The sequence below is a fragment of the Trinickia diaoshuihuensis genome, assembly GCF_003390925.1.
Classification (GTDB): domain Bacteria; phylum Pseudomonadota; class Gammaproteobacteria; order Burkholderiales; family Burkholderiaceae; genus Trinickia; species Trinickia diaoshuihuensis.
Genome location: NZ_QUBS01000058.1, coordinates 1 through 24,405, shown reverse-complemented (window position 1 = coordinate 24,405; position 24,405 = coordinate 1). Strand labels below are relative to the sequence as shown.

At 64.5% G+C, this 24,405-nt stretch carries 24 protein-coding genes; 21 read left to right on the top strand and 3 right to left on the bottom strand.

The window, feature by feature from the left end; all coding sequences use genetic code 11:
• The 4 genes from DXT59_RS12205 to DXT59_RS12190 form a co-directional block, all read left to right on the top strand.
• Positions 1-720, top strand: a 720-nt coding sequence (locus tag DXT59_RS12205) for a DNA polymerase III subunit gamma/tau C-terminal domain-containing protein (protein ID WP_275895775.1), incomplete at its 5' end; no start/stop codon positions are given.
• Between the two features lie 113 nt (positions 721-833).
• Positions 834-1,160: a YbaB/EbfC family nucleoid-associated protein gene (locus tag DXT59_RS12200; protein ID WP_116137157.1), complete on the top strand. Its 327-nt coding sequence runs from the start codon at positions 834-836 to the stop codon at positions 1,158-1,160.
• Positions 1,161-1,200: 40 nt separating this feature from the next.
• Positions 1,201-1,797 carry a recombination mediator RecR gene (recR, locus tag DXT59_RS12195; RefSeq protein ID WP_116137156.1) on the top strand — a complete coding sequence of 199 codons (597 nt, stop codon included), beginning with the start codon at positions 1,201-1,203 and terminating at the stop codon, positions 1,795-1,797.
• A gap of 51 nt (positions 1,798-1,848) precedes the next feature.
• Complete coding sequence (locus DXT59_RS12190) at positions 1,849-3,054, top strand: CaiB/BaiF CoA transferase family protein (RefSeq protein WP_116137162.1); 1,206 nt, start codon at positions 1,849-1,851, stop codon at positions 3,052-3,054.
• Positions 3,055-3,092: 38 nt separating this feature from the next.
• Here DXT59_RS12190 and DXT59_RS12185 read toward each other — a convergent pair whose 3' ends face one another.
• The gene (locus DXT59_RS12185; RefSeq protein WP_116137161.1) at positions 3,093-4,067 is read right to left on the bottom strand and encodes an NADPH:quinone oxidoreductase family protein; all 975 of its coding nucleotides are present in this window, start codon (positions 4,065-4,067) and stop codon (positions 3,093-3,095) included.
• A gap of 189 nt (positions 4,068-4,256) precedes the next feature.
• Here DXT59_RS12185 and surE point away from each other — a divergent pair, with 189 nt between their 5' ends.
• Genes surE through DXT59_RS12160 form a run of 5 tightly spaced genes read left to right on the top strand, consistent with a single transcriptional unit; the run spans position 4,257 to position 8,770 of the window.
• Positions 4,257-5,015, top strand: a complete 759-nt coding sequence (gene surE / locus DXT59_RS12180) for a 5'/3'-nucleotidase SurE (RefSeq protein WP_116137155.1) — start codon at positions 4,257-4,259, stop codon at positions 5,013-5,015.
• Positions 5,012-5,860 carry a protein-L-isoaspartate(D-aspartate) O-methyltransferase gene (locus DXT59_RS12175; RefSeq protein ID WP_116137154.1) on the top strand — a complete coding sequence of 283 codons (849 nt, stop codon included), beginning with the start codon at positions 5,012-5,014 and terminating at the stop codon, positions 5,858-5,860. Before surE ends, DXT59_RS12175 begins: the two co-directional genes overlap by 4 nt.
• A gap of 5 nt (positions 5,861-5,865) precedes the next feature.
• Positions 5,866-6,825, top strand: a complete 960-nt coding sequence (locus tag DXT59_RS12170) for a peptidoglycan DD-metalloendopeptidase family protein (protein ID WP_116137153.1) — start codon at positions 5,866-5,868, stop codon at positions 6,823-6,825.
• A gap of 11 nt (positions 6,826-6,836) precedes the next feature.
• The gene (gene rpoS, locus DXT59_RS12165; RefSeq protein ID WP_116137152.1) at positions 6,837-7,934 is read left to right on the top strand and encodes an RNA polymerase sigma factor RpoS; all 1,098 of its coding nucleotides are present in this window, start codon (positions 6,837-6,839) and stop codon (positions 7,932-7,934) included.
• A gap of 32 nt (positions 7,935-7,966) precedes the next feature.
• Entirely contained in the window at positions 7,967-8,770 is an 804-nt protein-coding gene (locus DXT59_RS12160) for a 3'-5' exonuclease (RefSeq protein WP_116137151.1), read from the top strand.
• Between the two features lie 34 nt (positions 8,771-8,804).
• On the opposite strand, the gene DXT59_RS12155 is transcribed toward DXT59_RS12160, so the two are convergent.
• A complete protein-coding gene (locus DXT59_RS12155; protein WP_116137160.1) occupies positions 8,805-9,659 on the bottom strand; it encodes an endonuclease/exonuclease/phosphatase family protein in 855 nt (284 codons plus the stop codon).
• Between the two features lie 73 nt (positions 9,660-9,732).
• Here DXT59_RS12155 and rlmD point away from each other — a divergent pair, with 73 nt between their 5' ends.
• Positions 9,733-11,127, top strand: coding sequence for a 23S rRNA (uracil(1939)-C(5))-methyltransferase RlmD (gene rlmD / locus DXT59_RS12150; protein WP_420823386.1), 1,395 nt, complete (start codon positions 9,733-9,735; stop codon positions 11,125-11,127).
• Positions 11,128-11,261: 134 nt separating this feature from the next.
• Here rlmD and DXT59_RS12145 read toward each other — a convergent pair whose 3' ends face one another.
• Positions 11,262-11,963 (bottom strand): Bax inhibitor-1/YccA family protein, encoded by a 702-nt coding sequence (locus DXT59_RS12145; protein ID WP_116137149.1) that lies wholly within the window; start codon positions 11,961-11,963, stop codon positions 11,262-11,264.
• 239 nt (positions 11,964-12,202) lie between these two features.
• On the opposite strand from DXT59_RS12145, the gene ndk reads away from it, so the two are divergent.
• The 11 genes from ndk to hflK all read left to right on the top strand — a co-directional run.
• Positions 12,203-12,628, top strand: a complete 426-nt coding sequence (gene ndk, locus DXT59_RS12140) for a nucleoside-diphosphate kinase (protein ID WP_116137148.1) — start codon at positions 12,203-12,205, stop codon at positions 12,626-12,628.
• Between the two features lie 118 nt (positions 12,629-12,746).
• Complete coding sequence (gene rlmN, locus DXT59_RS12135; RefSeq protein WP_116137147.1) at positions 12,747-13,892, top strand: dual-specificity RNA methyltransferase RlmN; 1,146 nt, start codon at positions 12,747-12,749, stop codon at positions 13,890-13,892.
• 136 nt (positions 13,893-14,028) lie between these two features.
• Positions 14,029-15,180, top strand: a complete 1,152-nt coding sequence (locus DXT59_RS12130; protein WP_116137146.1) for a helix-turn-helix domain-containing protein — start codon at positions 14,029-14,031, stop codon at positions 15,178-15,180.
• Positions 15,181-15,270: 90 nt separating this feature from the next.
• Positions 15,271-16,575 (top strand): flavodoxin-dependent (E)-4-hydroxy-3-methylbut-2-enyl-diphosphate synthase, encoded by a 1,305-nt coding sequence (gene ispG, locus DXT59_RS12125; protein ID WP_116137145.1) that lies wholly within the window; start codon positions 15,271-15,273, stop codon positions 16,573-16,575.
• A gap of 18 nt (positions 16,576-16,593) precedes the next feature.
• Entirely contained in the window at positions 16,594-17,931 is a 1,338-nt protein-coding gene (gene hisS / locus DXT59_RS12120) for a histidine--tRNA ligase (protein WP_116137144.1), read from the top strand.
• 57 nt (positions 17,932-17,988) lie between these two features.
• Entirely contained in the window at positions 17,989-18,618 is a 630-nt protein-coding gene (locus tag DXT59_RS12115) for a tetratricopeptide repeat protein (protein ID WP_116137143.1), read from the top strand.
• A gap of 66 nt (positions 18,619-18,684) precedes the next feature.
• Positions 18,685-19,830: an outer membrane protein assembly factor BamB gene (gene bamB, locus DXT59_RS12110; protein ID WP_116137142.1), complete on the top strand. Its 1,146-nt coding sequence runs from the start codon at positions 18,685-18,687 to the stop codon at positions 19,828-19,830.
• 299 nt (positions 19,831-20,129) lie between these two features.
• Positions 20,130-21,467 carry a ribosome biogenesis GTPase Der gene (gene der, locus DXT59_RS12105; RefSeq protein WP_116137141.1) on the top strand — a complete coding sequence of 446 codons (1,338 nt, stop codon included), beginning with the start codon at positions 20,130-20,132 and terminating at the stop codon, positions 21,465-21,467.
• Between the two features lie 142 nt (positions 21,468-21,609).
• The gene (gene hfq, locus DXT59_RS12100; protein ID WP_090543740.1) at positions 21,610-21,846 is read left to right on the top strand and encodes an RNA chaperone Hfq; all 237 of its coding nucleotides are present in this window, start codon (positions 21,610-21,612) and stop codon (positions 21,844-21,846) included.
• A 75-nt stretch (positions 21,847-21,921) separates the two neighbouring features.
• On the top strand, positions 21,922-23,121 hold the full coding sequence (gene hflX, locus DXT59_RS12095) for a GTPase HflX (protein WP_240324488.1): 1,200 nt from the start codon (positions 21,922-21,924) through the stop codon (positions 23,119-23,121).
• 32 nt (positions 23,122-23,153) lie between these two features.
• Positions 23,154-24,405: FtsH protease activity modulator HflK (gene hflK, locus DXT59_RS12090; protein ID WP_116137158.1), on the top strand; the 1,252-nt coding region annotated here is incomplete at its 3' end.

Genomic DNA, 24,405 nt, shown 5'->3' with positions numbered 1-24,405 from the left:
CGCACGCCGGTCGTCGTGCCGACGCCGCGTCCGCGCGCACCGGAGAGCGCGGCGGCCCGGCCCGAGCGCGCGGCCGTATCGGAACGCGGCTCGGCGCCGGCCCCGTGGGACGACATGCCGCCGCTCGACGACTATCCGCCGCCGTCCTCGGAAGACGATTACTTCGCTGGCCCGCCGGACGACGGTTATGTCCCCGTGTTCGGCGCGGGACCGGACGACGTTCGGCTCGACGCGCGCTTCGACTCGCCGGTCGTGCCGTCCACGCCCGCGGTCGATCTCAGTAAGTTGCCGCCGCCGATCGCGCTGGATGCCGTCGGTTTCTCGGGCGACTGGCCCGCGCTCGCGGGCAGCCTCGGATTGACCGGCGTCGCTCATCAACTCGCGTTCAACAGCGAATTGACCGAACTCGAGGGCCAAACGCTCGTTCTCAGCGTGCCGGTGCCGCAATACGCGGACGCCGCACAAGTGGCGAAGCTCAAAGCCGCGCTGACGGAAAAACTGGGCACGGCACTCGACGTGCGCGTCACGGTCGGCCCGGCGCGCCGCACGGCGGCCGTGCTGGACGCTGCCGCGCGCGCGGAGCGTCAGCGCGAGGCCGAGCGCGAGATCGGCGCCGATCCGTTTGTGCAATCGTTGATTCGCGAATTCGGTGCGAGTATCGTGCCGGGCTCGGTCAAGCCGGTGTCATCCGATCCCGAAGCCGGCGCGGGGGCGCGCTGAGCGCGAACGCACGCGGCGCCCATGCCGCGCCGAGCCGAACTATTCTTCCCATAACCCATTCGTGGCGCCGCACCGACGCGAGCACCCGTCCACACGATCCAAGGAGCATATCCATGATGAAAGGCCAACTCGCCGGGCTCATGAAGCAAGCCCAGCAAATGCAGGAAAACATGAAGAAGATGCAAGAGCAGCTTGCGCTGATCGAGGTCGAGGGCCAGTCGGGTGCCGGGCTCGTCAAGGTGACGATGACTTGCAAGAACGACGTGCGCCGCGTCTCGATCGACCCGAGTCTGCTTGCCGACGACAAGGACATGCTCGAAGATCTCGTCGCCGCCGCGTTCAACGATGCGGTGCGCAAAGCCGAAGCGACGGCGCAGGAAAAGATGAGCGGCATGACGGCGGGCCTACCGCTGCCGCCTGGATTCAAGCTGCCGTTCTGATCGCGTCGGACGCAATCGGACCGGCGATATTCACCAAGATATGAAACAGCCTTCCGCACTCGTCGCGCTCGTCGAAGCGCTGCGCGCGCTGCCCGGCGTCGGGCCGAAATCCGCGCAGCGCATGGCTTATCACTTGATGCAGCACGATCGGGAAGGGGCCGAGCGGCTTGGCCGTTCGCTGTTGTTCGCGACCGAGCATCTGCGTCATTGCGAGAAGTGCAACACGTTCACCGAGGCGCGCGTGTGCGACGTGTGCAGCGACGAATCGCGCGACCCCACGCTGCTATGCGTCGTCGAGACGCCCGCCGACCAGATCATGCTCGAGCAGACGATGACCTACCGCGGGCTGTACTTCGTCCTGATGGGGCGTTTGAGTCCACTCGACGGCATCGGCCCGAAGGAAATCCACTTCGAGCGGCTCGTCAAGCGTGCGTCGGACGGTGTCGTCAAGGAAGTCGTGCTGGCGACGAATTTCACGAACGAGGGCGAAGCGACGGCGCACTACCTCGCGCAGACGCTCAAGGCGCGCGAGCTTGCCGTGACGCGCCTCGCGCGCGGCGTACCGGTGGGTGGCGAGCTCGAATACGTCGATGCCGGCACCATCGCGCGAGCGATGCTCGATCGGCGCTCGCTATAGAGGAGATGCGCCGTGGGGACACCCACGCGCTTGGAACAGGAGACGATACCGATGAGCGCAACGGCCGGCCCGCTGGCAGGCGTCAAAGTGCTCGAACTCGGCACGCTGATCGCGGGGCCGTTCGCCTCGCGGCTGCTGGGCGAGTTCGGGGCGGACGTCATCAAGATCGAAGACCCGAACGGCGGCGATCCGCTGCGCAAGTGGCGCATGCTCTATCCGGAGACTGGCGGCACGTCGCTCTGGTGGGCGGTTCAGGCGCGCAACAAGAAGTCGGTCACGCTGAACCTGAAGGCGCCCGAGGGCAAGCAGGTTTTGCTGCAACTCGCGCGCGAAGCCGATATCGTCGTCGAGAATTTTCGCCCGGGGCTGCTCGAAAAGCTCGGGCTCGGTTATGACGTGTTGAGCGCCGAGAATCCGGGCCTCGTCATGGTGCGTCTTTCGGGGTACGGTCAGACGGGGCCATATCGGGACCGGCCAGGGTTCGGCTCGATCGCGGAGGCGATGGGTGGCCTGCGCCATATTACCGGTTACCCGGAGTTGCCGCCGCCGCGTATCGGCATCTCGATCGGCGATTCGATTGCCGCGCTCCATGCGGTCATCGGCGCGCTCATGGCGCTTCATCACCGCCAGGCGAACGGCGGGAAAGGGCAGGTGGTCGACGTTGCGCTGTACGAGGCCGTCTTCAACATGATGGAAAGCATCGTGCCCGAATACGGGGTCTATGGCGCGGTGCGCGAACGCACGGGCGCATCGCTGCCGGGCATCGTGCCGTCGAACACGTATGCGTGCAAAGACGGCAGCATCGTGATCGGCGGCAACAGCGATCCCATCTTCAAACGGTTAATGGTGGCCATCGAGCGTCCCGACCTGGCCGACGATCCGGCGCTCGCGCATAACGACGGCCGCGTACCGCGCACGCGCGAGATCGACGACGCGATCGCGGCATGGCTCGCCGAGCGCACGATCGACGAAGCGCTCGATATCTTGAACGAGGCGGACGTACCGGTCGGCCGGATCTACAGCGCCGCCGACATGTTTGCCGATCCGCAATTCGCGGCACGCAAGATGATCGAGCATTTCAAGTGGCAAGACGGGCTCGATATCGCGTTGCCGAATGTCACGCCCAAGTTCTCGGATACGCCAGGCGGTACGCGTTGGCTGGGTCCGTCGCTTGGCGAACATACGGACGAAGTGCTGGCGGCGCTCGGCTACGACGCCGCCGCCATCGCGGGCTTGCGCGAACGCAAGATCGTCTAGCGGCGTCCTCGCGCAGTCGTTGCAATCACTGCCGGCCGCTAGGGCGTGATGACGATTTTGCCGGTCACGCGCCGTTGCGCCATGTCGATCAATGCACGCGGCGTTTGCTCGAGCGTATAGCGCGCGCTCACGAGCGGGCGCAGCTTCCCCTCGCGCAGCCAACGCATCAGTTCCGCGAAGGCCTGCGCGTTGCGTGCCGGTTCGCGCACGGCGAATTCTCCCCAAAACACACCGACGATGCTGGCGCCTTTGAGCAAGGCCAAATTCAACGGGAGCTTGGGGATATCGCCGCCGGCGAAGCCGACGACGAGATACCGACCGCGCCAGCCGATACTGCGAAACGCGGGTTCGGCGAACGCCCCCCCGACCGGGTCGTAAATGACGTCGGGGCCGCGGCCGTCGGTGAGCGCGGCGATTCGTTCGCGCAGGTTCTCGGTATCGTACCGAATCGTCGCATCGGCGCCGTGTTCGCGCGCGACCGCGAGCTTTTCGTCGCTGGAGGCCGCCGCAATCACGCGCGCGCCGAGCGCTTTCCCGATCTCCACGGCCGCGAGGCCGACGCCGCCCGCCGCCCCCAGCACGAGCATCGTTTCGCCGGCGCGCAGCGCGCCGCGGTCGACGACGGCGTGGTGCGACGTCCCGTAGGCAAGCGTGAAGGCGGCAGCCGTCGCAAAGTCGGCGTCCTCCGGCAGCGGCATGCAAGCATCCGCGGGTGCGAGCGCCTGCTCGGCAAACCCGCCGACGCGCGTAAAAGCGGCCACCGGCATGCCGATCCGCAGATGCGACACGCCTTCACCCACTGCGCGAACGATCCCGGCGACCTCGGAGCCTGGGGTGAACGGCAGAGGCGGTTTTACCTGGTACTTGTTTTCGATGATGAGCACGTCGGGGTAGTTGACGCTCGCCGCTTTCACATCGATGACGACCTCGTTCGGGCCCGGCTGCAAATCCGGCAAGGTGTCGAGAACGAGCGTTTCGGGTGGTCCGTACTGATGGCAGCGAATGGCGCGCATGAGCATTCCCTCGATCGAATGGACGGGTGTCCCGCGCGGGCCGCACGGCGCGCAACCAGGCGATATCCGGGCGGCTCTTTGCGAGGTACCGACGCAGTGTAGTTCAAGTCGAACGACCGTGCCTTTTTCTGGGGCGATTCCTCATCGATGCCTGTCGTTGAGCGGGCGCTCCTCGGTTACAATCGCCGGATGCGAATCTTACTGAGCAACGACGACGGTTATCTCGCGCCTGGACTTGCGGCGCTTTATCACGCCCTCAAGCCGCTTGGCGAGGTGACGGTCATGGCGCCCGAGCAAAACTGCAGCGGCGCGTCCAATTCGCTGACGCTTTCGCGCCCGCTCTCGGTTTGGCGATCGGCCAACGGTTTTTACTACGTCAACGGCACGCCCACCGATTCGGTCCACATTGCCTTGACGGGTATGCTCGACCACAAGCCCGATCTCGTCGTCTCGGGCATCAATAACGGCCAGAACGTCGGCGAGGACACCCTTTATTCGGGCACGGTGGCGGCAGCGACGGAGGGCGTCATGTTCGGGGTGCCCGCCATCGCGTTTTCGCTGGTCGAAAAGGACTGGGTCCATCTCGAAGATGCGGCGCGCGTCGCGGCCGATATCGTGCGCCATTTCCTCGCTCATCCGTTGCCCACGCATCCGCTGCTGAACGTCAACATTCCGAACCTGCCGTACGACGCGCTTGGCGAGTGGGAGGTGACGCGGCTCGGCAAACGCCACCCGTCGCAGCCCGTCATCCGTCAAACCAATCCGCGGGGTGAGCCGATCTATTGGATCGGGCCGTCGGGCGACGCGCTCGACGCGAGCGAGGGGACCGATTTCCATGCGCTCGCGAACGGCCGCGTTTCGATCACGCCGCTCCAGCTCGATCTCACCCACACCCAGATGATGGCGGCCACGCGCGAGTGGGCACGCGCGGGGCATCGCGATTCATGACGAGCGAACGGGCCAAGCGCTTTCCGCTCGGGCTTGCCGATCTCGAGCGCAAACCGCGTGCGCCGGCGGGCAGCCGGGAGCGCGCGCGTGGGCGCGAACCGCTTGCGGCGCGCGAGAGTCCCGCGCGCCGCGCTGACACGGCCGCGTCGTACGCCGCCGACAAAATAGGCGCACCCAACGTCCCGCTCGCAAGCTCGCTCGCGCTGACCTCGGAACGGGTGCGCGAGCGGATGGTCGAACGGCTCAAGGCAAACGGCATTGCCGATGCGCGCGTGCTCGACGCATTGGCGGCCGTGCCGCGGCATATGTTCGTCGATCCGGGGCTTGCGGTGCAGGCGTATGAGGATGCGGCACTGCCGATCGGCCATCACCAGACGATTTCGAAACCGTCGGTCGTGGCGCGTATGCTGGAACTCGCGTGCGCCGGCCGTACGCTCGAGCGCGTGCTCGAGATCGGCACCGGCTGCGGCTATCAGGCGGCGGTATTGAGCCGCGTCGCCAAAGACGTTTATTCGATCGAGCGAATCAAACCGCTCTACGAGCGCGCGAAGCTCAATTTGCGCCCGCTGCGCGTGCCGAATATTCGCTTGCACTACGGCGATGGGCGCGTGGGCCTGGCCGCCGCCGCGCCGTTCGATGCGATCGTGATCGCAGCGGCGGGGCTCGACGTGCCGAAGGCGCTGCTCGAGCAATTGGCCGTGGGTGGCAGGCTCATTGCACCGGTCGGTTCACAAAGTGGACAAGCCCAGGTGTTGACGCTGGTCGAACGCGTATCGGCAACCCAGTGGCGGGAGTCTCGTCTTGATCGTGTTTTCTTTGTCCCCTTAAAATCCGGAGTGATTTGACACCGATGTCTACGTTGCGCGCGATGCAAACAAACAACGAACAGCCTCGGCTGACCGCCGTTCAGCGCGTCGTCTGTGTGCTTGCCCTCACTACGCTCGCCGCGTGCGCCACGCGGCTCGATCAAGCGCCTGTCGTCGATCGCTCGAGCGCGCTCTCGACGAGCGGCGCCCCGGCGATCGCGCAAGGCGCATCGCAACCGGCGGTCCCGCTCGGCCCGCCGCCCCCCGGCTACTACCGCGTCAAGCCCGGCGATACCCTCTATCGCATCGCGCTCGAGAACGGTCAGAACTATCGGGATATCGCCGCTTGGAACAACCTGGCGAATCCGAATCAGATCGAAGTCGACCAACTGCTGCGCGTCGCGCCCCCCGGCGCGAACGTAGCCGCGATTACGCCCGGTGTCGCCACCGCGCCCGTCACGACCGGCGGCAGCGTACAAGGCGCGCCGCTCACGCCGTCCTCGTCCGCCGGCGCATCGAGCGCGGCCAGCGCGAACGCGGCCGTGCCGCCGATCTACTCCGGTCCCGGCGCGACCGCCACGACCATTCCGCCGCAACCGGCCGCCGGCGCGCCGGCGAGCGCACCGATGGCCGACGGCAACGTGAACTTCTCGTGGCCGGTACGCGGACCCGTGCTGAACGCGTTCGACGACAGCAGCAATAAAGGCTTGAATATCGGCGGAAGCGTGGGCGAATCGATCAAAGCCGCCGCCGCGGGACGTGTCGTCTACGCAGGAAATGGGCTGCGCGGCTACGGCAATCTCATTATCATCAAACACAACGCGACGTATCTCACCGCCTATGCACACAACCGCACTTTGATGGTAAAAGAGGGGGATGCGGTGACGAAGGGGCAGGAGATCGCCCAGATGGGCAACACCGATTCCGACCGCGTGATGCTGCACTTTGAGATCCGCCGACAGGGCAAACCTGTCGATCCGATGAAATACTTGCCGCCGCAATAAGCGATACGACCATGCCGACATCGAAGCGCCGCAAGCAGCAAGCCGAAACGGACACGCCCAGCCGCGTCACGCACGACATGGTGCACGACGCCGGCGCTTCGACGAACGAGCCCGAGGACGATCCCGGCGAATCCGAAACCGAGTTCGAGCAGGAGAGCTCGGGCGAGCAGGCCGAGGAAGGCGGTGAGGAGCGCGAGGCGTCCGCCGAGTCGGGCCCCGATCCCGACGACTTCCGCGCTTTGCTGCAAGCCGAGCTGACCGCCGACACGATCCAGCATTACCTAAATCGCATCAGCGTGAAGCCGCTGCTGACGGTGGAGGAGGAGCAGCGCTATTCGAGGCTGGCGAAGGCGGGCGAGTTCGAGGCCCGGCAAGTCATGATCGAGCGCAATCTGCGGCTCGTCGTCAGCATCGCCAAGGGCTACCTCAATCGCGGTGTGCCGCTGCTCGATCTGATCGAGGAAGGCAATCTCGGGCTCATGCACGCGATCGAGAAGTTCGATCCCACGCGCGGTTTCCGGTTTTCGACCTACGCAACCTGGTGGATCCGTCAGAGCATCGAGCGCGCGATCATGAACCAGGCCCGCACGGTCCGGTTGCCGGTTCACGTGATCCGCGAGCTCAATCAGGTTCTGCGCGCGAAGCGACACCTCGAGAAGAATTCCATGAATTCCGGCGAGGCCGTCGAGCGGCGCGACGCGAGCATCGACGACATCGCCTATTTGACAGGCAAGACGACGGACGAGGTCACCGATATCCTCGCGTTGAACGAGCATACGGCGTCGCTCGATGCGCCGCTCGACCTCGACCCGGCCAGCTCGCTGCTCGACCTGCTGTCGGACGATCAAAGCCAGTCGCCCGATGCCGAGGTGCAGCATCGCGAACTGGAAACGCTTACACGGGCCTGGCTCTCGCGCTTGTCCGATAAGCACCGGCATGTGATCGAACGGCGCTTCGGGCTCAATCATATCGAGCCGGCGACGCTTGAGGAATTAGCCGATGAAATGGGTCTCACGCGCGAGCGCGTGCGGCAAATTCAGCAAGAAGCGCTCGTGCGCTTGAAGCGCTTTTTCGCGTCAAACGGCGTTCGCAAAGACGCAGTGCTCTAGGCGTGCTCGCGGGCGCGGTACTTTAGATATTCATGATTCCGATTCTCGTTTTCGACATCGAGACGATTCCCGATGTCGCCGGTATTCGCCGCCTCGACGATCTGCCCGACGCGATGAGCGACGCCGACGTCGCCGAGCACGCATTCGCGGCGCGCCGGGAAAAGACCGGCGGCGATTTCCTTCCGCACTATCTGCAACGGGTTGCCGCCATTTCGTGCGTCTTTCGGGACCGCGCGGGTTTGCGCGTGCGCTCGCTCGGTACCGTGGAGGACGGCGAGGCCGCGCTGATTCAGTCGTTTTATCGCGTTATCGAAAAGTACACACCGCAATTGGTTTCCTGGAACGGCGGCGGCTTCGATCTACCGGTTTTGCATTACCGCGCCCTGGTGCACGGCATCCCGGCTTCGCGCTATTGGGATCTCGGCGAGGACGATCGCGACTTCAAATGGAACAACTACATCAGCCGGTATCACTCGCGCCACACCGACTTGATGGACGTGCTCGCGATGTATCAAGCGCGCGCGAACGCGCCGCTCGATTCGTTGGCCAAGCTTTGCGGATTCCCCGGCAAGCTCGGCATGGACGGCGGACAGGTGTGGACGGCCTTCCGTGAAGGGCGCATCGACGAGATCCGCAACTATTGCGAAACGGACGTCGTGAATACCTACTTGCTCTATTGCCGATTCCAATTGATGCGCGGCGCGTTTTCGCCGGACGAGTATGCCGACGAAATCGCCTTCGTCAAGCAATCGCTTGCGCAAGAGAGCGCGCCTCACTGGCGCGAATATCTGGCCGCATTCGGTGAGCCGGCCATTGCGCCCGCCGCGCCGCGCTGAAAACGTTTTTTTTACTCTCTATCGCCCCGGCGCTTCAATCCAATGCCAACACGATCGGCTGATGATCGGATGCTTGTGTCGCCGTATTGATTTCGCAGCTTCGTAGGCGATCGCCCAGGTCCTCGGTGACGAACACGAAGTCGCACGTGAGCGGTCCCGAACTCCACTGCGCCGTATCGTAGACGCCGGCCGTGAGCGGCGGCGTTTGGCCCGGATGCAGCGTCGTCCACGCATCGATGAAGCCGGGCGCGTCGGCCAACGGAGCAATGAACGCGCGATAGGCCTCAGAGCCGTACTCGCTGTTGAAGTCGCCGCATACCACCGCGCTGACCGGACGCGATGTCGCGGCGAACGGGCCGGTCGCATTCTCGGCCGGTGCGGGGTGGGCGGCGTGGCCGGCCGCTTCCTGTTGTAGCCGCCGCAATTCGTCGACCTGCGCCAAGCGTTGCTTCAGCGAATAAAATTCGAGATGGGTCACGAGGATGCGCAAGGGGCCGCGCGTCGTGACCACGACGGCCTCCAGCGCCACGCGTTGCATCGAAGGGGCGGCGGCATCCGCCGGCCAAGGCAGGGAATGGCGAATCACTTGCAAGACGGGCAGGCGGGTGGCGATGGCGTTGCCGAATTGACGGCGCTGCGGCGAGCCGTCGAGCGACGGCAAATCGGCGCCGATGGCGTCCAACACGGTAAAGCCCGGTAGCGCTCGGGCGATCTCCTCGAATTGATCGGGCCCGGGCCCGCCGGGCAACACGCTGAAGCCTCGGGTGACCTCCTGCATGCACAAGACGTCGAAATCGGCGAGGCGCCGCGCTTCGTCGATCGTTCGGACAAGATCGACGCGGCCTTGCGCATCGCGCCCCCATTGCACGTTCCAACTCACCAGTTTCACGTTTCGTCTCCGTCCGGCTGCGTCGTTCGACTACAATCTCGCCTTCCGTTTCTTTTCCATCAGGAAGCCGCAGGTGTCCGAATTTCCCCGTAGTATCGCGCGTCGCACCCAGGGCGGCGCATCGCCCTCCGAACCGCCCGTGATCGAGATCGAGTCGCTCGACATGGAGGCGCGCGGCGTCGGGCGTTTGACGACCGAGAGCGGCGAGCCCGGCAAGGTCATTTTTGTCGAAGGCGCGTTGCCCGGGGAGCGCGTCACTTATTCGAGCTATCGCAAGAAGGCGAGCTTCGAGCAAGCGCAAGTCATCGATGTCCTGTGCGCAAGCGCTATGCGCACGACGCCGCAATGCCGCTTCTTCGGTACCTGCGGCGGTTGTTCGATGCAGCATCTGGATGAGCGCGCGCAAGTGGCGATCAAGCAACGCGTGCTCGAAGACAATCTTTGGCATCTTTCGAAACTGAAGCCGGAAACGGTGTTTCGACCGATCCACGGCCCGACGTGGGGCTACCGTTATCGCGCCCGTCTGACCGTGCGTCACGTCGCGAAAAAGGGTGGCGTATTGGTCGGGTTTCACGAGAAGAAGAGCAGCTACGTAGCCGACATGACGAGCTGCGAGGTGCTGCCGCCGGCTGTTTCGGCAATGCTCGTGCCGCTGCGGCGGCTCGTGGAGGGCCTGTCGATTCGCGATCGCTTGCCGCAGATCGAATTGGCCGTCGGCGCGAGCGTGACGGCGCTCGTCCTGCGCGTGCTGGAGCCGATGACGGCCGACGACGAAGCGCTCGTGCGCGCATTCGCCGACAAGCATGGCGTTCAGTTTTGGGTTCAGCCGAAAGGGCCGGATACGGCCGTGCCGTTCTATCCGCTCGACGTCCAACTCGATTACACGTTGCCTGAGTTCGGTATTCGCATGCCGTTCAAGCCGACCGACTTCACGCAAGTCAATCATGCGATCAACCGGGTGCTCGTGGGCCGTGCCTTGAGGCTATTGTCGCCGGCGCGCAACGATCGCGTCCTGGACCTCTTTTGCGGTCTCGGCAATTTCACGTTGCCGCTCGCGCGTCTTGCCCGGGAGGTCGTGGGTATCGAAGGGAGTGAGGCGTTGACGGCGCGTGCGCTCGCCAACGCGAAGGTCAACGGCGTCGATCGCCATACTTCGTTTGCGTGTCGCAATTTGTTCGAAGTCACCGCCGACGATTTGCGCGCGCTCGGGCCGTTCGACAAGTTTCTGATCGACCCGCCGCGCGAAGGCGCATTGGCCGTTTCCAAGGCGCTGGCCGAGATCGCCCAAAGCGGACAAGGTCCGCTGCCCGGGCGAATCGTCTATGTTTCCTGCAATCCGGCCACGCTGGCGCGGGACGCCGGGCTGCTCGTGCACGAAGCCGGCTACCGGCTGAAAGGCGCGGGCGTCGTCAACATGTTCCCGCACACCTCGCACGTCGAGTCGATCGCGTTGTTCGAGCGCGATTAATCGATCCGCGCGGGGCGCGATGCCCCGTACAAAGCAAAACCCCCATGTTGGGGCTGCAAGCATGGGGGTTTTGTTTTTCAGGCTGCCGCCGCGGTTTTGCGCGGCGGGCTAGGGCGCGCAGCGCCCTCAGTCGATCAGTTGCGGTTGTTGCCGCCGAAGATGCCGAGCAGCGACAGCAGATTGACGAACACGTTGTACAGATCGAGATAGATTGCGAGCGTCGCGCTGATGTAATTGGTTTCGCCGCCGTTCACGACGCGCTGCACGTCGAACAGCATGAAGCCCGAGAAAATTACGATCGCGAGCACCGACACCGTCAGCATCAACGCCGGCAGATGCAGGAACACGTTCGCAAGCGACGCGAGCAAGATCACGATCACGCCCATGAACAGCCATTGGCCCAGGCCCGAGAAGTCGCGCTTGCTGACCGTCGCGATCGAGGCCATTGCCGCGAAAATGACCGCCGTGCCGCCGAACGCCAGCATGATCAGCGACGGGCCGTTCGAGAAGTGCAGGATGAACGTCAGGATCCGCGAGAGCATTAGGCCCATGAAGAACGTGAAGCCCAAGAGGAAGACGACGCCGAGGCCGCTTTGCTTGGTGCGCTCGATCGCGAACATGAAGCCGAACGCGATCGCCAGGAAGGCGAGCATGCTCATCATCGGGCTCGTTGCGGCGAACAGCGAGAAACCGGTCACGACCCCGAGCCAAGCGCCGATCACCGTCGGGACCATCGACAGCGCGAGCAGCCAGTAAGTATTGCGAAGCACGCGGTTGCGGACGGCCGCCGAACCGACGGCACCGCCGCGGGCGACGTTAAACGGATAGTCGTTCATGCTTTCTCCTTGCGTAAAGACGCATTCGATGCGGGTTGCGCCCGGCGCCGCCTTGGCGGCCGCGCGCGCCCACCCCGTTGCTTCCTAAGATCGGTCCTATGCGCGGGAGTTTCAAGCTCCCTTTCGACTTTTCGGACGAAGTTTCGTCAGAGGTGGGGATCGATCGCAATCATACACTGGAACATGCTACAATTGCAGATTCGTTAGAATTCGTAACCCCTTAATTTTTTGGAGTTTTTATGGCGATCGAGCGTACCCTGTCGATTATCAAGCCCGATGCAGTGGCGAAGAACGTGATTGGACAGATCTACAGCCGCTTCGAAAACGCGGGCCTGAAGATCATCGCCTCGCGTATGGCTCAGCTTTCGCGTGCCGACGCGGAGAAGTTCTACGCCGTTCACGCCGCTCGTCCGTTCTTCAAGGATCTGGTCGAATTCATGATCTCGGGCCCGGTGATGGTGCAAGTGCTCGAAGGCGAGAACGCGATTCTGAAGAACCGCGACCTGATGGGCGCGACGGATCCGAAGAAGGCCGACAAGGGCACGATCCGCGCCGATTTCGCCGACAGCATCGATGCCAACGCCGTGCACGGTTCGGATGCGGCCGAAACGGCAGCCGTGGAAATCGCTTTCTTCTTCCCGGAAATCAACATCTACTCGCGCTGATCGCCGGGTAAAGCGTTAGCGAATATCGCTTGGCGCGGGCGGCTCGCCCGGCCCGGCGCCGCGCTTGGCCCAAGCGCGGTTGCCGCGGGCGCGCCGCACGGAAACAGCAGGATCAAACATGACGAGCAGTCCTACCGTCAACCTTCTCGACCTCGATGCCGCGGGGCTCGTCGCCTATTGCGACAGCCTCGGCGAGAAGGCATTCCGCGCCAAGCAACTGCAGCGCTGGATTCACCAATACAACGCGGCCGATTTCGACGGCATGACCGATCTCGCGAAATCGCTGCGCACGAAGCTGAAAGATCGCGCGGCGATCGTGATGCCGCCCGTGGTCAGCGATCACGTATCGGCTGACGGCACGCGCAAGTGGCTCGTCGACGTCGGCAACGGCAATGCCGTCGAAACGGTGTTCATTCCCGAAGAGACGCGCGGCACGTTGTGCGTATCGTCGCAGGCCGGCTGCGCGGTCAATTGCCGTTTTTGCTCGACGGGCAAGCAAGGTTTCTCGCGCAATCTGACGACGGCCGAAATCATCGGCCAGTTGCGCATGGCCGAATTCGCGCTGCGCGCGGCGCTTGGGCGGCCGCATGCCCCCGATAACAAGGGCGAGCGCGTCATTACGAACGTCGTCATGATGGGCATGGGCGAGCCGCTGCTCAACTACGATGCGCTGGTGCCCGCGCTGCGCCTGATGCTCGACGACAACGCCTACGGCCTGTCGCGGCGGCGCGTCACGGTATCGACCTCGGGCGTCGTCCCGATGATGGATCGGCTCGGGGCCGATCTGCCGGTGGCGCTGGCGGTGTCGTTGCACGCGCCGAACGATGCGCTGCGCGACATGCTGGTGCCGCTGAACAAGAAGTATCCTCTGCGTGAATTGATGGCCGCCTGCCGGCGTTATCTCGAAGTGGCGCCGCGCGATTTCATCACGTTCGAATATTGCATGCTCGACGGCGTGAACGACAGCGATGCTCACGCGCGGGAATTGCTGGCGCTGACGGCCGATGTGCCGTGCAAGTTCAACTTGATTCCGTTCAATCCGTTCCCGGAGTCGGGACTCGTGCGTTCCAAGGCCGAGCGGATCAAGCGTTTTGCGCAAGTGCTCATCGACGCGGGCGTCGTGACCACGGTGCGCAAGACGCGCGGCGACGATATCGACGCCGCATGCGGCCAATTGGCCGGCGCGGTCAAGGATCGCACGCGCGTCGCGGAGCGGATGGGGCGAGCCCCGGGCAAGGTCATTGAAGTGCGCCCCGTGCGTTGACGCGCGGGCGACAGGTGAGACGGCGGCGCTGTGTGCGCGCCGCCTACGTAGTGAGACAGACGGTCCGCGCATCCAGGGCATCTAAAAGGCCGGGCGCGCGCGGGGTGGAAAAAGAGAATCGACGCGAGGATCAGGGATGAGTGAGCCGCAGCATCCGCAATCAGAAGGCACACAGACGAGCTCGGGGCGCGGGGGCGCCGTGCCGCAGACCGCGCCGGGCGCCACGTACGCGCCGCTCGACTCGCTGGCCGCGGTGGGCGCTCGTCTTGCGCAATTGCGGGAAGCGAAGGGCTGGTCCGTCGACGACGTGTCGGCCCGGCTGAAGGTCGCCCCCAACAAAATGCGGGCGCTCGAGGCGGGCGACATCAGCCAATTGCCGGGCACGACGTTCGCGCTCGGCGTCATTCGTAGCTACGCCAAGATGCTCGGTACGGATCCGGAGCCATTCGCGCAAGCGTTGCGTCGCGTCAAGGGCCAGCCGGAGCCCGATTTGTCGATGCCCGCATCGACGGGCGCCGATTTGCCGCGCGGGCGCGTTTCCGTCTCGCTCGGCGGCACGCCGAAACATCGCTCGTGGTGGTGGGGCGTCGCGGCGGGCGTCATTGTGATCATCGCGCTTGCCATGTGGCACCAAGGCGGCGATTCGTCGGCTTGGCTCGCGCGCCTGAAATCGAGCGCGGGCGGCATGGCCGCCAATCCCGGCGGTGCGGCGTCGAGCGCGGCGGTGCCGGCATCGGCCGCGACCTCGACCGGCCTCGTCGTGGCTGAAACGGCGGGCGCTTCCGGCGCCGTGGCGGCTTCCGATGCGAGCGGCGCGGCCCCGGCCGATGCGAGCACGCCGGCGATCACGCGTCTCGAACCGACGTCGCAGCCGTCCGTCACGCAAACCACCGGCGAGCAAACGGCCTCGGCGGCCGTCCCGGCACCCGTGTCCGCATCGCGGGCCGTCGCCGCGGCCAGTCAGCCGCAAGCTCAGCCGCAAGCGAGCGCGGGCGAGCAAGCGTCGGCGGCCGTCGCCGCGCCGGCAACGCCGGCGTCCGGCGTCGCAACGGTCGGCGTGACGGTGTCGCAGGATAGCTGGTTTAGCGTACGCGACAAGAACGGCAAGGAGATTTTCTCGGGGCTCGTCCACCCGGGCGACGCGAAGCAAGTGCAGGGCGTCCCGCCGTTCAAGATCACCGCGGGCAACCGCGCGGGGCTCGAATCGATGACGCTCGACGGACAGCCTGTCGACGCGGCGAAATTCGGTCCGAACAAGGGCAACGTCGCGCATTTCACGTTGCCTTAATGGTTCAATGCCGCGGCGGCGCGCCGCGGCTCGATCGTCAATTCGGGTGCGGGGCCGCCATGCGCCGCGCACGCAGCATAACTAGGACTCATGGGTCTTTCGATGCCTACCGACAGCAGCAGTCAGATTTGTTCTTCCGTGCCGGTTTTCGGCGGTCCCGCGAAGCGTCGCGCCTCGCACGCGGTCGATGTGCGCTGGGGCGGCCAGCTCGTCACCATCGGCGGCGATGCGCCCGTGCGCATTCAATCGATGACGAACACGGATACGGCCGATGCCATCGGCACGGCCATCCAGGTGAAGGAGCTCGCACAGGCGGGCTCGGAACTCGTGCGCATCACGGTCAATACGCCCGAGGCCGCGCAAGCCGTGCCGGCGATCCGCGAGCAGCTCGATCGCATGGGCGTGACGGTTCCGCTCGTCGGCGACTTTCATTACAACGGCCACTTGCTGCTGCGCGATTACCCCGCCTGTGCCGAGGCGCTTTCGAAGTACCGGATCAACCCGGGTAACGTCGGCCAGGGCGCGAAGCGCGATACGCAATTCGCGCAGATGATCGAAGCCGCGGCTCGCTACGACAAGCCGGTGCGGATCGGCGTGAACTGGGGCAGTCTCGATCAGGACCTGCTCGCGCGCATGATGGACGAAAACGCCGCGCGCAGCGAGCCTTGGGACGCGCAAAGCGTCATGTACGAAGCGCTGATCCAATCGGCGATCGGCTCGGCCGAACGCGCCGTCGAACTGGGTTTGCCGCGCAACAAGATCGTGCTCTCGTGCAAGGTCAGCGGCGTGCAGGATTTGATTGCCGTCTATCGCGAATTGTCGCGCCGTTGCGCATTCGCCTTGCATCTCGGTTTGACCGAGGCCGGCATGGGTTCGAAGGGTATCGTGGCCTCGACGGCCGCGCTCGGCGTGCTGCTGCAAGAGGGTATCGGCGACACGATCCGTATTTCGCTGACGCCCGAACCCGGTGCGTCGCGCACGGGCGAGGTCATCGTCGGTCAGGAAATCTTGCAGACGATGGGCTTGCGTTCGTTCACGCCGATGGTCATCGCCTGCCCGGGCTGCGGCCGCACGACGAGCACGCTGTTCCAAGAGCTCGCGTCGCAAATTCAAAACTATCTGCGCGCGCAAATGCCGGTTTGGCGCGACACGTACCCCGGTGTCGAAAAGATGCACGTTGCCGTGATGGGCTGCATCGTGAACGGGCCCGGCGAATCGAAGCAGGCCAACATCGGCATCAGCTTGCCCGGCTCCGGCGAGAACCCGGCGGCGCCGGTTTTCATCGACGGCGAGAAGGTCAAGACGCTGCGTGGCGAGCGGATCGCCGAGGAATTTCAGCAAATCGTGAGCGACTACGTCGAGCGCCGCTACGGCCGCGCGAGCGTCGCAAATTAACGAGTCCACCGAACCACGATGACAGAACAGAAGAGAAAGCTCGAGAAGCTGGCCGGCGTCAAAGGCATGAACGACATTCTCCCGGCGGACGCCGCGCTGTGGGATTTCTTCGAATCGACGGTCAAGTCGATGCTGCGCGCGTACGGCTACCAGAACATTCGCACGCCGATCGTCGAGCACACGCAACTCTTCACGCGCGGTATCGGCGAAGTGACCGACATCGTCGAGAAGGAGATGTACAGCTTCGTCGATTCGCTGAACGGCGAACATCTGACATTGCGTCCCGAGAACACGGCGGCCGTCGTGCGTTCGGCCATCGAGCACAACCTGCTTTACGACGGTCCCAAGCGGCTTTGGTACATCGGGCCCATGTTCCGTCACGAGCGTCCGCAACGCGGCCGCTATCGTCAGTTCCATCAAGTGGGCGTCGAGGCGCTCGGCTTTGCCGGTCCCGATACCGATGCCGAAATCATCTTGATGTGCCAGCGGCTTTGGGACGACCTCGGGCTCACGGGCATCCGTCTCGAAATCAACTCGCTGGGGCTGGCCGAGGAGCGTGCGGCGCATCGCGTCGAGTTGATCGCTTATCTCGAAAAGCATATCGACGCGTTGGACGAGGATGCCAAGCGCCGCCTCTATACGAACCCGCTGCGCGTGCTCGACACGAAGAATCCCGCGCTGCAGGAGATCGCGCAAAACGCGCCGAAGCTGATCGACTTCCTCGGCGATGCCTCGCGCGCGCACTTCGAGGGCCTGCAGCGTTTGCTCAAGGCGAACAACATTCCGTTCACGATCAATCCGCGGCTCGTGCGCGGCCTGGACTACTACAACCTGACGGTGTTCGAGTGGGTGACCGATAAGCTCGGCGCGCAAGGCACGGTCGCGGCCGGCGGCCGGTACGATCCGCTCATCGAGCAGTTGGGCGGCAAGCCGACGGCCGCCTGCGGCTGGGCGATGGGTGTCGAGCGCATTCTCGAATTGCTGAAGGAAGAATCGCTCGTCCCGCAGGAAGAAGGCTGCGACGTGTACGTCGTCCATCAGGGCGAAAGCGCGCGCGAGCAGGCGTTCATCATCGCCGAGCGGTTGCGCGACACGGGCTTGGACGTGATTCTCCACTGCAGCGCGGATGGCGCTTCCGCCAGCTTCAAGTCGCAGATGAAGCGCGCCGACGCGAGCGGGGCGGCATTTGCCGTCGTGCTCGGCGAGGATGAAGTGGCGAACGGTACGGTCGGGATCAAACCGCTGCGCGAAAGCGCCGGTGCCGAAAAGAGCGAACAACAGAGCGTGCCGGTTGAAAACTTGACCGAATTTCTAATCAATGCGATGGTTGCAACCGCCGAAGACGGCGACGACTGACGCAACTGTCGCCGCTCACGACAAGAACGGCGCGAGACAAGAAGGAATCGCTTGGCGATGAGTTATCACGACGAACAAGAATCGATAGAGAGCTTCAAAGCTTGGTGGGCGCAGTGGGGCAATGCGTCCACGTGGATCGTGCTCGCGGCGCTCGTTGCCGCGGCCGCCTGGAACGGCTGGCATTTTTGGCAACGGCGCCAAGCCACGCAGGCCGCGGTGCTCTACGAGCAGGTGCAGCAATCGGTCTCGGCGAAGGATAAGGCCGCGGTCGCGCGCGACGCCGGCGATATGGAGTCGCGCTACGGTGGCACGGCATATGGCCAAATGACGGCGCTCGCGGCGGCCAAGGCGCTATACGAGGCGGGTGACGCGGCCGGCGCCAAGGCGCAGTTGCAGTGGGCGATCGATCACGCGAAGGACGTCGAGTACAAGGAAATCGCGAAGCTGCGCCTGGCGGCCGTCCTGCTCGACGAGAAGGCGTACGATGCGGGACTCGCGTTGCTGGACGGCACGCCCCCCGAGGGCTTCCAAGGGGCCGTGGCCGATCGCCGCGGCGACCTGTTGGCGGCCGCCGGGAAACGTGCCGACGCGCGCACCGCTTATCAACTGGCGCTCACGTCGCTCGCCAAAAGCGATACGTCCGCGCGCCAACTGATCCAATTCAAGCTCGACGCGCTCGGCGGTTGAGCGGTGCGATTGCGCCGCCTGTAGCCTGCCTTACCCGAACAACCTTTGACGAAGCCTCGCTCACCGATGAATTTGCTGAAACGTTTCGCCGTGCCCGTCGCTTGCGCGATGACTGTCCTCGCGATGGCGGCTTGCTCGTCCACCAAGGACCCGCGCCGTGACCCGGTGCCGCTCGCCGAGTTCAAGCCTGTCTTCAAAGTCGAGCAGGCCTGGCGGACGAGCGTCGGCAAGGCTGGACGTTACTTCTTCTCGCCGGTCGTCGTCGGCGAGGCCGTCTACGCGGCCGGATCGAACGGGACTGTCGTGAAGATCGACGGCAAGACGGGGCGCAAGCTCTGGAGCACGAAGCTGCACGATGACCTGACCTCGGGTGTCGGTAGCGACGGCACCTACACGGCCGTCGGTGCGGAAAAGGGCGGGGTCGAGGTGCTCGACGCGGACGGCAAGCTCCTCTGGAAGACGACGGTGCCGGGCGAAATCGTCTCGCCGCCGCTCGTCGGCAACGGTTATGTGGTGGTGCGTACGATCGACGGTCAGGTGAGCGCGTTCAATGCGTCGACCGGCGAGTTGCGCTGGCAATACCGCAACCGCGCCGTCCCGCTGAATTTGCGCGTCTCGGCCGGCATGGCCTTCGCCGCGCAAGCCGCGGTGCTGGCCGGTTTTCCGGGCGGCTCGCTCTCCGCGATCAACCTGAAGACGGGCGACGACTACTGGCAGGCGCCGGTGTCGTTTCCGAAGGGCGTGACGGAAGTGGAGCGCATCAACGACGTCACCGGTGCGCCGACGCTCGTCGGCGCCGAGGCATGCGCCGTCACGTTCCAAGGGCGTCTCGGCTGCTTCGACGCGAACAGCGGCCAACCGGTCTGGGAGCAGCCGTTCTCCGGCGTCGCGGGCCTTGCCGCGGACCGCACGGCCGTCGTGGCGCCTGATGATTGGTCCGTGCTGCAAGCGTTCGACGCGAGCTCGGGCAAGTTGCTGTGGAAGAACGATCAACTGAAGAATCGGGATTTGAGCACGCCGTACCTGCTCGGGCCCGATGTCGTCGTCGGCGATTACAAGGGCTACGTTCACTTCCTTTCGCGTGACGACGGCAAGTTCCTGTCCCGCGTGAAGACCGACGGCAGCCCGATCACGGCCGCACCGGTGGCGGTTGGCGATACGCTGATCGTCCAGACCCACGACGGCGAGTTGTACGGCTTCGTTTCGCACTGAGCGCTTCGGTCGTCGAATGGTACTCGCGGGCCGGCTCAGCCGGCCGCGGGCGTTTTTGAGTACCGGTGCGCGGCACGCGTACCGGCAAATGCATACGCGGTGACTTGCGCGCCGTCGTATCGTGATAATTTTCGAGCAGCGGCGTACGGTCGTGCGCCCCTCGGCCGCTTGCAAGCAAGCGCGATGCTAGGGCCGGCGCGGCATACCGGCTCGTGGGCAGATCGATGCGCCGATCGTCCCGCCATTGGCCGCTTCGGCGAGCCGGCACCGCGGCGCATGCCTCTTTTAGACAACGTCAGATGAAACCCGTAATTGCCCTAGTGGGGCGCCCCAACGTGGGGAAATCCACCCTGTTCAACCGGCTCACGCGCTCGCGCGACGCCCTGGTCGCCGACTTGCCCGGCTTGACGCGCGATCGCCATTACGGCGAGGGACGCGTGGGCGACCGCGCCTATCTCGTGGTCGACACGGGCGGCTTCGAGCCCGTCGCCAAGGACGGCATCTTGCACGAGATGGCGCGGCAAACGCGGCAGGCGGTCGAGGAGTCGGACGTCGTAGTGTTCATCGTCGATGGGCGTAACGGGCTGGCGCCGCAGGACAAGTCGATCGCCGACTATCTGCGTAAGACCGGCCGCCCGATCGTGCTCGTCGTCAATAAGGCCGAGGGGATGAAGTACACGGCCGTCGCCTCCGATTTTTACGAACTCGGGCTCGGCGATCCGCGCGCGATTTCGGCCGCGCATGGCGACGGCGTCACCGAAATGATCAACGACTCCCTGGAGATCGCCTATGCGGGGCATCCGGAGGAGACGGAAGAAGAGCGCGGCGCGCGCGGCGTCAAGATCGCGATCGTCGGGCGGCCCAACGTCGGTAAATCCACGCTCGTCAACACGCTGATCGGCGAGGAACGCGTCATCGCCTTCGACATGCCCGGCACGACGCGCGACTCGATCTATGTCGATTTCGAACGCCAGGGCAAGAAGTACACGCTGATCGATACGGCCGGCTTGCGCCGTCGCGGCAAAGTTTTCGAGGCGATCGAGAAGTTCTCGGTGGTCAAGACGCTGCAGTCGATCGCGGATGCGAACGTCGTCATCTTGTTGCTCGACGCGCGCCAGGACATCTCCGATCAGGACGCGCACATCGCCGGGTTCGTGGTGGAGCAAGGGCGGGCGCTCGTGGTCGGCGTCAACAAGTGGGATGGGCTCGACGCGCACGTACGCGAACGGACGAAAGCCGACATGATGCGCAAACTGAAGTTCTTGGACTTCGCGAAATTCCATTTCATTTCGGCGACCGAAAAGACCGGGATCGGCGCGCTGATGCGATCGGTCGACGACGCCTATGCGGCCGCGATGGCCAAGTTGCCGACGCCGAAGCTCACGCGCGCGCTAATCGAAGCCGTGGAGTTCCAACAGCCGCGCCGGCGCGGCCCGGTGCGCCCGAAGCTGCGCTACGCGCACCAAGGCGGCCAGAATCCGCCCCTCATCGTCATCCACGGCAATGCGCTCGATGCCGTGACGGAAACGTACAAGCGCTATCTCGAAAACCGCTTCCGCGAAACTTTCTCGCTGACGGGAACTCCATTGCGCATAGAGTTCCGTTCGTCGACGAACCCGTACACCGATAAAAGCTGACGGCGGGCCGGGACGCCTTGGCCGGATGGCCTGGGCGGTCCGTGCCACAACGAAAATCGGCTATAGTGTAGCGATTGGCGGCGGATTTCTTTTTCTTCGTCCCAATCCGGATCCAACCTGCAAAAAAACGACGGAGTTTGCTATGAGCAACAAAGGGCAACTGTTACAAGACCCGTTTCTGAACGCACTGCGCAAAGAGCACGTGCCGGTTTCCATCTATTTGGTCAACGGCATCAAGCTTCAAGGGAACATCGAATCGTTCGACCAGTACGTCGTGTTGCTCCGTAACACCGTGACCCAAATGGTCTACAAGCACGCCATTTCGACGGTCGTACCGGCCCGTCCGGTGAATTTCCATCCGGACGCGGAAACGGCCTAATTCATCCTAGCGGCCGGCGAACACGCCGACTGATCGGTGTGTTCGCCGGCCGCTTCTCATTTGACGCTCATCAATTTGATCAACGCAGCGCTCGTCGGCATCGATTTCGGAAAAATCGACTTCGAAGCCAGTCTCGAAGAACTCAGTCTGCTCGCGCAAAGCGCGGGCGCACATCCCGCCGTTACCTTGACCGGGCGCCGCTCGAGCCCCGATGCGGCGCTATTTGTCGGCAGCGGCAAGGCCGAGGAACTGCGTCTCGCTTGCGAGGCCAACGACGTCGAAATCGTCATCTTCAATCACGCCTTGGCGCCGGCGCAGCAACGCAATTTGGAGCGGGCGCTTAACCGCCGCGTCGTCGATCGAACGAGCCTCATTCTCGACATCTTCGCGCAACGGGCGCGCAGCCATGAAGGCAAGTTGCAAGTCGAGCTCGCGCAGTTGCAATACATCGCCACGCGCCTCGTGCGCGCGTGGACCCACCTCGAACGGCAAAAAGGCGGTATCGGGTTGCGCGGCCCCGGCGAAACGCAGCTCGAAACCGACCGCCGCTTGATCGGCGAGCGCATCAAGATGCTCAAGGGGCGGCTCGACAAATTGCGCCGCCAGCACGGTACGCAACGGCGCCAGCGGGCTCGCAATCGTGCGATGTCGGTGTCGCTCGTCGGCTACACGAACGCGGGCAAGTCGACGCTGTTCAACGCGCTGACGAAAGCGCAAGCCTATGCGGCCGACCAACTGTTCGCCACGCTCGACACCACTTCGCGCCGCGTGTATCTCGGCGATGAAGCGGGACAGGTGATCGTGTCCGATACGGTCGGTTTCATTCGCGAATTGCCGCACCAACTCGTCGCGGCGTTTCGCGCGACGCTCGAGGAAACGATTCACGCCGATCTGCTGCTGCACGTCGTCGATGCATCGAGCGCCGTGCGGCTCGATCAGATCGACCAAGTGAACGAGGTGTTGGACGAGATCGGCGCGAGTACCGTGCGGCAAATTCTCGTCTTCAACAAGATCGACGCGGTGCCCGAATTGGCGGCCCGCGGCGAATCGGTTGAACGAGATGAATATGGTAATATTTCGCGCGTCTTTTTGAGCGCGCGCACGGGGCAAGGTTTGGATGCGCTGCGCGCAGCCATCGCCGAAATCGCCACCTCAGAACATCTCCCGGACAGCGGGCGGGCGCAGCCGGAAGCGGCACCGCCGGCGCATGGGCATGAAGACCCAGACGCATCGGATCCGTTCGATGCGCGGACAAGGCGCTCCGATCTGCATTGACCGGTTCTCCCAACTCGAGCGAACGAACACTGGTGAACGAATACAACGAGCGGAGTTTCTGGCTGCGTGCGCGCGCCATGCTATCGATCAGCGATCCGCGCTGGGGGCGAGGCGACGGCAACGGCAGCCGGCAGCGGCCGAACGAGCCCAAGCGCGGCCCCGGCGATAATGACGGGCCGCCCGACCTCGACGAGATGTGGCGCGAGTTCAATCGTCGCTTGTCGCGTCTGTTCGGCGGCAAAGGTCCTGGGCCCGGCCCGGGCGACCGGCGCCCCGATAACGGGCGAGCCGCTCGCCTCGGCGTCGGTATCGTCATCGGCGTGCTCGTCGCCATTTATGTCGGCAGTGGCGTCTTCGTCGTGCAAGACGGCCAAACGGGCGTCGTTCTGCAATTCGGCAAATATCGCGGCACCGTCGAGCCCGGCGTGCACCTGCGCATGCCCTATCCGTTCGAAACGCACGAAATCGTCAACGTCGCGCAAATCCGTTCTGTCGAAATCGGCCGCGGCAATGCGATGAGCGACGCCAGCACGAAAGACGCTTCGGTGCTCACGCACGACGGCGATATCGTCGACGTGCGCCTCGCGGTTCAATATCAAGTGAAATCGGCAACGGATTACCTCTTCCGTACGGCCGACCCCGATCTCGCCGTTACTCAAGCGGCGCAAGCGGCGGTGCGCCAAATCGTAGGCGCTCAAAGTACGGCGAGCTTGCTCGGCGGCAATCGCGATGCGCTTCGCGAGCCCATCACGCAGGCCATTCAAAACACGCTCGACCGCTATCGCAGCGGGCTCGCCGTAACAGGCGTGACCGTCACGTCGATCGAGCCGCCGGCCGCCGTGCAAAGCGCGTACGCGGACGCGGCGCGCGCACGGCAAGATCGCGCGAACGCGAAGGCCGCGGCGCAGGCTTACGCCGAGCAAATTCTGCCGGGGGCGAAGGCTCAAGCTCAGCGCACGATCGACGATGCCAAGGCCTATGCGGCGCGTGTCGTCTCCGATGCGCAGGGCGATGCAGAGCGTTTCAATCAGGTCTACGCCCAATATGCCAAGGCGCCGGCTGTCGTGCGCGAGCGGATGTATCTGGAAACCATGCGCGAGATTTACGCCAATTCGACGAAGATTTTCGTCAGCGGCAAGGCCGGCAGCGTCGTCAACCTGTCGGTCGACAAGCTGCTCGAGGGCAATCGGCGTACTTCGGCCGAGGCTGCCGCGCCGGCGAGCGCGGCAGCGGCCGCCCCCGCACCCGCGACGCCCGCGGCTACGCCGCCTGCCGAGCCGAGCG